This window comes from Capnocytophaga sp. oral taxon 326 str. F0382 (assembly GCF_000318295.1).
GTDB lineage: Bacteria > Bacteroidota > Bacteroidia > Flavobacteriales > Flavobacteriaceae > Capnocytophaga > Capnocytophaga periodontitidis.
This window is the reverse complement of record NZ_KB291425.1, coordinates 1,302-11,599: the sequence shown is the minus strand read 5'-3', so window position 1 is coordinate 11,599 and position 10,298 is coordinate 1,302. Positions and strand designations below refer to the sequence as shown.

Sequence of the window (10,298 nt, the reverse complement as noted above, 5' to 3'; positions counted from 1 at the left end):
AAGTTTAAACTAAACTTTTTGGACAGCCTCTTTTATATATGATAAAATTAACTTGTATCTATTTGCTAAATTCTACTTCAGCATTTAGTTTAGTTATCTTTTCTTGCAATTTAGTGATGTCTTTTTGCAATTTCTCAATACGGCGATTACTTTTGGCTAATTGCTTATTAGCTTTACTAGCTTTGCGCAAAGCCTTTTCAGCTTTGTTCGCTTTTTTAGCACTTGCCGAAGCCGAACTCGCATCACTAAAAGCATCCGTGCGATCAGTAGCTTCTTCATTAGCCTGTGCAGCCTCAGTTTGCAACGACTGATTATTGGTTTGCTCTTGTGTGAGTTTCATTTGCAATTCGTTGAGCTCGGTATTGAGTTTCAAGGCTTGTTGTTGTTTTTCCAAGCGTTTCATCTCTGGTGATTTAGCTGTACCACAACCCGCTAACATAAAGGAAGCTAACACTCCCATTAAAAGTACTTTTCTCATAATTATATTATTAAATTTTAATGTCGCAAAGGTAATACTTAATTGCCTAATATGCAAATTCGCTAATTTACTAATTTACTAATTATCAAATTATCACTACCTTTGCATTTAGAATAACTTAAAAACAATACAATATTATGAGAAAAACTTTTATTATTTTATGCATTTGGAGCATCATTGTAGGTTGCTCTCAAGAACAAAAAGAAGATGACACCTCTTCCAAAGAAAAAGAGGAATGGAAATTAGTTTGGCACGACGAGTTCAACCGCGACGATATCTTTGCTACCGGTATATGGTCGAAAATATGGGGATGCCCTACTTCCACTGCCGACTGGTGCAAAACAATGAGCCAAGACCCTAGTTTGTTTGAAATAAAGAATGGCAATCTTATTCTTTTAGGCAAGCCCAGTAGCGACCCCGTTAAAGATAAATCAAAATACATTACAGGGGGTGTTTCTACCAAAGGCAAAAAATATTTTCAAAATGGACGTTTAGAAATCCGTTGTAAGCTCGAAGCTCATCAAGGTGCTTGGCCCTCTCTGTGGATGGTACCCGATGCTCCTTGGCCTACGGGTGGTGAGATAGACATCGTAGAACGACTCAACTACGAGCCTTTTGTACACCATACGGTACACTCCACTTACACCCAAGCGGGCAAAAAAGACAAATCTAAACATACTCCCCCAAGCACCGCTACTGCCCCTATCACCCCCGATGATTACAACATCTATGCGGTAGAACTCGACACCGATGAGGTGCGTTTTTATGTAAATGGCAAGCAAACTTTCAGTTATGCGCGTGTACCTGAGAAAGAGAGTGAAGGACAATTTCCTTTCAACCGCCCCTATATGTTGCGCATCGATATGCAGTTAGGAGGTAGATGGGTAGGCGAATTAAAACCTTTTACCAAGCCAATAAGAATGTATGTAGACTGGGTACGGTTTTATCAGAGAACTAACAAATAAAGTTTGGAGGGCAAATATCGCGCCCTCCCTCCTATTGTAGAAGGCGATATGGTTCAATCAGTTAAATTTCCTGAACTCTATGTATCAACTGAAGATATTTTTAGATTGTAACTAATTGACTCATTTTGGTAAGCGTTTCCTCTATCATCGCCATACGCTTCTTTACTTTCTCTACCGAAGCATCTAATGTATATCCCTCATCAAGAAGCTCTTTGATGAGGAGTATTTTTTTGATATTCAGGTAATCATATCGGCGGTTTTTTCCTTCCTCTTCTGTCAAACTGGTGATAATTCCTTTCTCTTCCCAATAGCGTATTTGTCGGGTAGGGATACCTGTAATTTGTGACACTTCCCCTATACCCACTACCAATTTCCTCAGAAAATCAAAGTCTAACAAGAGTTCTTTTTGTACTTCTTTTGCCATAAATTGTAAATAAATTACGAAATAAGTTGCAAATATACAAATAAATACTTTACCTTTGCATTTTGTAAATAATCTACAATTAAAGAAGATAATTAACAAATGAATACAGAACTTAAACAAACTCTGCAATTTGTCTTTTTTATAGCAACACCGCTTTGCTTGGTAAACAGCTTTATTACAAGCGATAAGTTTAATCTTTGGAATGATTGGGGACTGAAGTTTCTAACTTCTTACGCAATATCATTTCCTCAGGCAGTACTTTATGTTTCCTTAGTAAAATGGTATAAAAGAAGAAAATATAAAATCAATAAACAAATATCAAAATGAAAAACTTAAACAACAAGAATGCCGTAATTACCGGCGGAAGTGATGGTATTGGCTTAGGAATAGCCAAAGCCTTTGCCCGTGAGGGTGCAAATCTATTGCTCATAGGCAAAGACCCTGAGAAACTACAAAGAGCCCAACAAGCACTACTAAATGAGTTTGCCGTGCAGGCACACACCCTTTCTGCTGATTTATCAAAAACAGAAACAGTAACTGAGGTAGTGAAAGACATTGAGCGACTGCTATCTACGGTAGATATTTTAGTAAACAACGCCGGTTTAGGCAAGTTCGTGCCTTTTGAGCAAGTGGACGATGCCTTATACGATGCCCACTTCAACCTCAATGTAAAAGCACCTTATTTCCTTACCCAAAGTCTGCTTCCTGCTCTGGTGAAAAGCAAGGGGAATGTCATTAATATCTCGTCGTATTTTGCGCACCGAATGCTTCCTAACCGCGCGACTACCGTCTATTCGGCTACTAAAGGAGCGTTGGACTCTTTTACCAAGGCTTTAGCTTTTGAAGTGGGACAGTTGGGCGTACGCGTAAATGCCATTGCCCCTGGAAGTATTTCTACCCCGCAATTCAACCGCAATTTGCAAGCCCTTACCCCCGAAAAGCAAGCGGCTTTTGAGGCTATGGTAAAGGAAATTTACCCTTTACAACACATTGGCACGCCTGAAGATATAGCCAAAGCTTGTGTATTCTTAGCCAGCGACAATGCTTCGTGGATTACAGGCACTGTGCTTGCTGTAGATGGCGGACTCACTACAAATTAAAATTTGCTAATTTGCTAATTATTACTATCTTTATCCTCTCAATTTCAGGTAGGTTATATGCACACCGATAATTCCGATATACTTGCCAAGCTCATAAACACACGCCTTTTACAAGTGAAAAACGAACCAGCAAGAAGGATGTTGCAGAGCTACACAAGTACGCTCATATCATAAAGTTATATCAGATAAAAGAAGGAGAAGACCTCTATAAAAAAGATGGGTAAGAATTGGATTATACATATAGATGAAATAAGCAAGCTATAGACAATGATAGCTACCATACGAAAGCAATTAGCAGAAGTAAACCCTATGGAGAAGAAAAGCTGGTGAGTGTAGTCCCTTCTAAAAACGGCCTGCACCTCATTACAACTCCTTTTAATATCAGTGGGGCAACCTTCGCAGGCAATATAGAGGTCAAAAAAGATTATCTGACAAATTTGTTAATCTGCTAATAAAAATAAGCACTTATAGCTACTATTGTTTTTATTTGTTAATTAATTTATTTGTTACTATATTATTTTTTTATTACCTTTGCCTATTATATAATAACAAATGAATATTTTCACTGACGAAACGCTTGAAGGTACGGGGATGAATCTCTTTCTTCAGGTGCTGTCAGTATGTTATCTCATTCGCCAATTGACTTAACAAATTGATAACTCTTTGCAAAAATAGCTAAACTATATTATAGACAAATGGAAAAATATAACCCACACAAAGACACCCCTACTGCCTTACAACTTGAGCTCGTTCCTCTAAATGAGTACCTTGAAAAGAACACTACTTATACCCAAAAGGCACATACACATAACTTTTACCAAATCATATGGTTTGCTAAAGGTAAAGGCACACACTATGTAGATTTCAAAGAATACGAGGTAAGCCCTCATCAACTCTTTTTTATTGGTAAAGGACAAATACACGCCTTCGACAACCAGCCTTATGAAGGTTTTGTTATTCACTTCAACAAAATTTTCTTAGCCGATGAAGTTGATATACTTGACATCTTCTTAAAACATAACATCTTCGATACTTTTTCGCAAAAGCCTTATCTATCATTAGCTCCTGAGGAAGTGCCTAAATGGCATCAGCTTATAGATAAGATGCAGGAAGAATTAGAAAACTCTGAAGCCTTTGCTCACACTGATTATTTAAAAAACTTATTGCATCTCCTACTCATCAAAATACAACGCTTTTTCCTTAAAGAAGACCGAAAACAACTCTCAATAAACGACCCCAAACATCTGCTTTTTATACGTTTTTGTGAAGCAGTAGAACAGCATTTCAAAACACTACACACCGTAAAAGAGTATGCCAAGCTGTTACATATCTCCACTAAAAACCTCACTAACTGTACCAACGAGCTCATACAACAAACACCTTTGGCTCTCATCAACGAGCGGCTTTCTCTCGAAGCTAAGCGTCTACTTACCTACACTGATGACTCCGTGAGTAAAATTGCCTATACTCTCGGCTTTGAAAATTCTTCCAATTTTATTCGCTTCTTCAAACGCCTGAATGGAATAGCCCCTTCTTTTTTCAAAAAAATAATCGTATAATTTGTCTCTAAAATCCGTTCATATATGGCATAACATACTAAATATATAGAACAATAAAAACTCTTATATAAGTAACTAACATCAATTATTTTATTAATAGACGTATGAAAAAGATGAGTTTTATAGCTCTTTTGGTGCTATCTCTCGCTGCCAATGTAGTATTGGTACGCAAATTATTTGTAGGAAATACCCAAGTAATTGAAGGTGACTCACGTACAAGTATAGTGGTAAGTCAGCCGAACCGTGATTTTGTGATGAGCGAAATGCGCAATTTTGTAGAAACCTTACATCAAATCAATATGGGAATTGAGCAAAACGATTCCTCACTGATAGTGGAAGCAGCACGCAGTTCAGGAGGTTCGGTAGCTCATCACGCTCCTGCAGGACTCATAGCTTCTATCCCTATGGGATTCAAAACTATAGGTTTCGATACGCACGCTAAATTCGATAGCATTGCCAATAGCGCCGAAAAGAACTTCGACCCTAAAGTTACACAACAACAAGTAACTGCCCTACTCGGCAACTGTGTAGCCTGCCACCGCAGCTACCGTATGGATGTGAAGAAGGATTAGTGAAAACACATAATACACTATGAATTTGAACATATTCATTACCCTACACCTTTTAGAGAAACGCCAAAAAACCTTTGGGAGTACGCTGAGGACAATCCTTTTGTTTCCTCTGGCAATTGTAGGGGATATGTGTTTGTTGATAGCTTATTTGGTAGCTTTGATAGTGAGCAACATACTTGAAAAATACAATAATTAAAATGAAAAAACTTTTTTTACTGGTATGTGTATGGGCAACACTCCCTGCTGTAGCGCAAACCTCGAAAGACAAAACCCTGATTATAGATGCAAGTTACCTCAAACAAGGTAGTAGCTACGGACAGTTAGGGGTACATTTCACCTGTTACGATAGCAAAAAGATGGCACTATCTGCGGGATTGGCGGGTAATTTCCGTTCGGAAAACGGATTAGTCGCTATCCCCGAAGCGCAACTCTCGGCGTGGATCAGAGCTGATGACTCTCACAGCGGTTTTATAGATATCCCTGTGCTGATGTTGCGCCCTCAACTGAATTTCTCTCCCTATTACTTTGCCCCCGAAGCAGGTATCCAAATTTTTATTTTCTACATAAAAGCAGGCTACGCATTCCCTTGGGGTAAAATGAGTGACAACTATCCTTTTGACACGGGTAAATTCCGCCTTTCAGTAGGAGCTATTATACCGCTAAATATTAAATAAAAAATAATATGAAACATCTCTTTTTCTCCGTAGCCCTTGTGAGCACAATACTCGGTTTTGGACAGGTTTCTGGCAATTTCAATTACTCAAACAGAGGCCAAAACAACTTGAATAACAACGACTTTTCTGTTGATTTCCCTACCAATTACGAAATGGTAATCTCTGCCAAAGGGCTGGCCAATATCAAAGCTGATGCTTTTGTGGCGATCTTCAGTGTGGTGCAGGTAGGCAAAAGTGCTGAAGAGGCTACCTCCCTAATGAGTCAGCGCCTTTCGCCTGTGCTCTCTGCCCTAAAGGCTAAGAATATGGAGGCTTTTGTAGATATGATATCCTTTGTGCCTATGTACGAATACGAGACCGAGAAGAAAGTCTTTAGCAAGCGCACCTACAATGAAGTACCTATAGGCTTTGAACTCAAGCAAAACCTACATATCAAAATCAATGAAGCCTCCCGACTCAATGAGTTAATCACTCTACTGGCTAATAACGAGATTTACGACCTTGTACGTATGGACTACTACAGTAGCCAGTTAGAGACGGTAAAAAAAGAACTGAAGGACAAGGTAAAATCTGCCTTTGCTGAAAAACAAAAGGCCTATGAAACTACCCTTGGAGAAAGCTTTGCCTCCGCTGAAAAGAAGGTTGTTGATGGTTTTTTGTACATTTCCCCTACTGAACAATATAGTAGCTACGAAGCCTATAGTAGTGCATCCTTACAAGGCAAGCGAGCAGGCAATGTCGTGCAAGCCAACAAGTCTACTACTCAGTATTACCGACCTATTGCTAACCGAGATTTTGATGTAGTACTCAACCCTATTATCGTAGAACCTATGATACAAGTGGTCTATGAAATAAAAATGAGTGTCAATCACCCTGATAAAAATAAAGCTAAAGAGGCACTATTGTTGACCCCTGCTGGCGAACTCAAGAAGATAAACTTGCCTTAGCCTTTTCCTACTAATATAAATCTTATGAACGAACAAGCAAGAAAACTTTACAAACAAGCCCAAGCAAATTACCCAGCGTTGAAAGCCCAAATAGAGGCGCAAGTAGTGCGTTGGTTTTGGGCAACAGGAGGTGTAGGACTCTTCTCCTTAGAGCCTTTTTATTTCGAGCAAAATCGCTTTCCCAAGAGTAAAATCCTTAAAGAAGCTCCCGAAAATGCAGAGGATAAATATCAATATGGCGTGAATGCCAACGATGAGATTATCGTGGAACGCAGTTATACTGAGTTTAAAGGACAGTGTTATGAAACTTTCTACTTCCGAGAAGACAGCCAAATTATCAGTTATCATTTTGAGTATTTTAAGGAAAAAAGATGTATCAACACAAAGATATTTGTCTATAAAAATGGGCTATTGCAGGCTATCTATGCAGCTTTTAAAGGCAATAAATGGTCACAGAAGACAATGTTCTATGAAAATGATAAACTTATAAGCTGTGATTGGATAGGGAAAGATGATTATTCGGCTGAAAAAGGCTTTGAACGTGGTTTTGTCTATACCTATGATATGCTGGGCGATCTCAATAGTATTACAGGGAAAGATGGGGGTGTATGGTATCAGAAGAAAGATAAGAAAGTGAGTTATAAAAAGCTCTCGGAGCGTGTAGCCGAACGCTTCTATGCGTTGTTAATTCCTGCAATCAAAGCCTATCCTATCCCAGAGCCTTTGTATTGTCTGAATATAGCCTTTGATTACCAATATATAATGCCTCCAACAATAGGTTTTGGCACTGAAAGCGAAAGGCTCGAATGGAAGGAAAGCTACGGAAAAAGAGCCGATGGCTTACTTTGGAACACTGCCGACTATGCCCATACCGTAGAGATTGAAACAGACAATGAAGACACGACCCTCTTTGAGCTCTTTAACCAAGAAACTGAGATGCAAGAAAAGAGCAGTGCCGCCACGAAGCTATTAGTCGCTTGTGCCAAACGCCTCAAAGAAGAATGGGCATCATTAGGCATTCCCTCCACTGATGACTTTGTAGTAGTGGTAAGTGATATAGAAGATTCTTTTTTGAAGAAAGTATAGAGTTAGGTTTTAGGTTTTAATTTTGTCGTAAAAAAACACTTTTTTTGCGACAAAATAATAGCTTATATCGTATGGAAAGTACTGATGATAAAATACTTAAAAGGGCTTCAAAATGCGGGAGGGATATTGACAAATCACTTTAACCTCAGACTTATGACCCTACAACAATACTTTGCTAAAGATATTCCACTACGAAACATCTATCTTATTCGCCCCCTATAATATTAATTAACTTCCCATTTTTCTTCTTCTAAGTTCAACTGTCGGTGGAAATTGCGTATTTGCTCTTCATCAATATGTGGGTTTTTATTCAGTTGTTGTAATATCCTCCGCTGATGACGTAAAATAGCAAGGTATTTCTTTCGCACTTCAGGGGTAGTATTGCACTTAGGCATATCGAGTTGGTATTGCCACATATCTTTTTGATTCTGTAATAGAAAACTATCAGTTATTCCTTCTTTGTAATGCTTTTGCATATAATCTAAAGCAGCTTGCGCTAATGATTTACGAATAAGACTTTCGGCTTCAGCTTCCGGAATATGGTCTTCATAATCGGGAAATTTTGCCCAACGGATAAGGGCAGGCAAACTAAGTCCTTGTACCAGTAGGGTTGCCAATATCACTATAAAAGTAATGTAGAGAATCAGGCTGCGATGCGGAAAAGGCTCGCCGTTCTCTAAAGTTAGAGGGATAGAAAGGGCTACTGCTAGTGAAAGCACCCCGCGCATTCCTGCCCACCCCAGTACCAAAGGTACCCGAAAGCCAGGGTTCCGCCTGTCGGCTACTGTGATAAAGTGTTTCATTACTTGAGTAATGAGTATAGCTCCATATGACGATAGCAGTCGCACCCCTACCACTACCCCTGTGATGAGCAACCCATAGTTGGTAGCTGTAGCAAGACTCATTCCTTCGGCTTCAATGCCCTCGAGTACTTCAGGCAAAGCAAGACCTATCAGCATAAAGGCAAGTCCGTTGAGCACAAAGCCTAAAATATCCCATACCGCCACCCCTTTGTTGCGTGTAGAGGCAGCAAAAATACTAGTAAGGTGTAGCGACATATACATACCCCCAGCCACAACGGCTAACACTCCCGACGCCCCTACCTCATTAGCTACAATATACATTATATAAGGCGCTATAAGCGAGAGTATAACATCCATATTAGCATCCGTAGGGAGATATTTATACATTTTGCTCATCACCCAAGCGATAGCCAAGCCTATAAGTGACCCAGCAACAACTACCCAAAGGAAATTCAATGCTATATCTGTCCACACCAGCTGACCGGTAGTAACTACCAAAGCTGCAAACCTAAATACAATCAGTGAAGAGGCATCGTTGAGCAAACTCTCGCTTTCTATTATCGTGCTGATGCGTTTAGGTACCTTTACAAAATTCATAATCGCTGAAGCACTCACGGCATCGGTAGAGCCTATCACCCCTCCTAAAAGAAAACCTAAGGCTAATGAAAACCCTGGAAATACCATATTAGCCACCCACGCCACCGCAGCCGCTGTAATAAACACTACGATAAAAGCAAAACTAAAGATAATGCGTCGCCATTTCCACATCTCTTTTAGCGATATCGAGAAAACATCAGCATATAAAAGTGGCGGCAAGAAAATGATGAGCACCAAATCGGGGTTGAGTGTAATGGTAGGTACATTAGGGATAAGGCTAATCGCTAAACCTCCTAAAACCAACAGAATAGGGTAAGCCACTTTAAGTCGGTTAGCCAGCATTATAAGCAGCATAATAGCCACCATCAAAAGCAATAAGTAAGAGAAGTATTGTACCATAGTTCATTAATTATGAGGCGACAAAAATAGTAAAAAATTCTATTCACTAACTACTGATGACTATTTTTTTGTATCTTTGTACCCTATACAGCACAATAAATCACCTCTTATCTTTTACCTAAAAAATGAAAGCCCTGATTATCGGCGCTACAGGCGCTACCGGAAAAGACTTAGTAACACTACTATTGAACGACAACGCTTATACCGAAGTGCATTGCTTCGTGCGCAAACCCTTAGCCCTCACCTACCCCAAGTTACACGCTCACGTAGTCAATTTCGAGACTCCCGAGGCGTGGGCAGATTTGTTGCACGGCGATGTGGCTTTTTCTTGCTTGGGAACTACCTTAGCCATTGCAGGTAGCAAAGATGCCCAATGGCGGGTAGATTACCACTATCAGTACGCTTTTGCCCAGCAGTGTAAAGCCAATGGAGTACCTATTTTTGTGTTGGTATCGGCAGCAGGGGCTAAGGCGCAATCTAAACTCTTCTACAATCGTATGAAAGGGCAGTTGGAGGACGCTGTAAAAGCACTTGGATTTTCGTCCTTACTCATCTTCCAGCCCTCTGTACTCATCCGCTCCAACAGCGACAGAGCAGGTGAGAATCTTTCGGTGAAAACTATTAACTTTTTAAACAAATTAGGCATTTTAAAACGTTACCGCCCTATGCCTACCGAAATATTAGCCGAAAAAAT

13 protein-coding genes are annotated in these 10,298 nt (G+C 39.7%); 10 read left to right on the top strand and 3 right to left on the bottom strand.

The window, feature by feature from the left end; all coding sequences use genetic code 11:
• Positions 1 to 58: 58 nt before the first annotated feature.
• Complete coding sequence (locus HMPREF9073_RS09250) at positions 59 to 478, bottom strand: hypothetical protein (protein ID WP_009413469.1); 420 nt, start codon at positions 476 to 478, stop codon at positions 59 to 61.
• 137 nt (positions 479 to 615) lie between these two features.
• Between HMPREF9073_RS09250 and HMPREF9073_RS09245 the strand changes: the two genes are divergently transcribed.
• Positions 616 to 1,443 carry a glycoside hydrolase family 16 protein gene (locus HMPREF9073_RS09245; protein ID WP_009413468.1) on the top strand — a complete coding sequence of 276 codons (828 nt, stop codon included), beginning with the start codon at positions 616 to 618 and terminating at the stop codon, positions 1,441 to 1,443.
• 100 nt (positions 1,444 to 1,543) lie between these two features.
• Here the strand turns inward: HMPREF9073_RS09245 and HMPREF9073_RS09240 are convergent, their stop codons facing one another.
• A complete protein-coding gene (locus tag HMPREF9073_RS09240; RefSeq protein ID WP_009413467.1) occupies positions 1,544 to 1,867 on the bottom strand; it encodes a MerR family transcriptional regulator in 324 nt (107 codons plus the stop codon).
• A 99-nt stretch (positions 1,868 to 1,966) separates the two neighbouring features.
• Here HMPREF9073_RS09240 and HMPREF9073_RS09235 point away from each other — a divergent pair, with 99 nt between their 5' ends.
• The 8 genes from HMPREF9073_RS09235 to HMPREF9073_RS09205 all read left to right on the top strand — a co-directional run bounded on the left by HMPREF9073_RS09235 (position 1,967) and on the right by HMPREF9073_RS09205 (position 7,805).
• On the top strand, positions 1,967 to 2,194 hold the full coding sequence (locus tag HMPREF9073_RS09235) for a hypothetical protein (RefSeq protein WP_009413466.1): 228 nt from the start codon (positions 1,967 to 1,969) through the stop codon (positions 2,192 to 2,194).
• Entirely contained in the window at positions 2,191 to 2,967 is a 777-nt protein-coding gene (locus HMPREF9073_RS09230) for an SDR family NAD(P)-dependent oxidoreductase (protein ID WP_009413465.1), read from the top strand. The genes HMPREF9073_RS09235 and HMPREF9073_RS09230 overlap by 4 nt, the downstream gene beginning before the upstream one ends.
• Before the next feature lie 695 nt (positions 2,968 to 3,662).
• Positions 3,663 to 4,526, top strand: a complete 864-nt coding sequence (locus HMPREF9073_RS09225) for an AraC family transcriptional regulator (RefSeq protein ID WP_009413463.1) — start codon at positions 3,663 to 3,665, stop codon at positions 4,524 to 4,526.
• Between the two features lie 104 nt (positions 4,527 to 4,630).
• Positions 4,631 to 5,098, top strand: coding sequence for a hypothetical protein (locus HMPREF9073_RS09220; RefSeq protein WP_009413462.1), 468 nt, complete (start codon positions 4,631 to 4,633; stop codon positions 5,096 to 5,098).
• Positions 5,099 to 5,117: 19 nt separating this feature from the next.
• Complete coding sequence (locus HMPREF9073_RS15970) at positions 5,118 to 5,294, top strand: hypothetical protein (protein WP_009413461.1); 177 nt, start codon at positions 5,118 to 5,120, stop codon at positions 5,292 to 5,294.
• Between the two features lies 1 nt (position 5,295).
• A complete protein-coding gene (locus HMPREF9073_RS09215) occupies positions 5,296 to 5,772 on the top strand; it encodes a hypothetical protein (RefSeq protein ID WP_009413460.1) in 477 nt (158 codons plus the stop codon).
• Between the two features lie 8 nt (positions 5,773 to 5,780).
• Positions 5,781 to 6,719, top strand: a complete 939-nt coding sequence (locus tag HMPREF9073_RS09210) for an SIMPL domain-containing protein (protein WP_009413459.1) — start codon at positions 5,781 to 5,783, stop codon at positions 6,717 to 6,719.
• A gap of 24 nt (positions 6,720 to 6,743) precedes the next feature.
• Positions 6,744 to 7,805, top strand: coding sequence for a hypothetical protein (locus tag HMPREF9073_RS09205; protein ID WP_009413458.1), 1,062 nt, complete (start codon positions 6,744 to 6,746; stop codon positions 7,803 to 7,805).
• 224 nt (positions 7,806 to 8,029) lie between these two features.
• Here HMPREF9073_RS09205 and HMPREF9073_RS09200 read toward each other — a convergent pair whose 3' ends face one another.
• Positions 8,030 to 9,604 carry a Na+/H+ antiporter gene (locus HMPREF9073_RS09200; protein WP_034555748.1) on the bottom strand — a complete coding sequence of 525 codons (1,575 nt, stop codon included), beginning with the start codon at positions 9,602 to 9,604 and terminating at the stop codon, positions 8,030 to 8,032.
• A gap of 125 nt (positions 9,605 to 9,729) precedes the next feature.
• On the opposite strand from HMPREF9073_RS09200, the gene HMPREF9073_RS09195 reads away from it, so the two are divergent.
• Positions 9,730 to 10,298: NAD(P)H-binding protein (locus HMPREF9073_RS09195; protein WP_009413456.1), on the top strand; the 569-nt coding region annotated here is incomplete at its 3' end.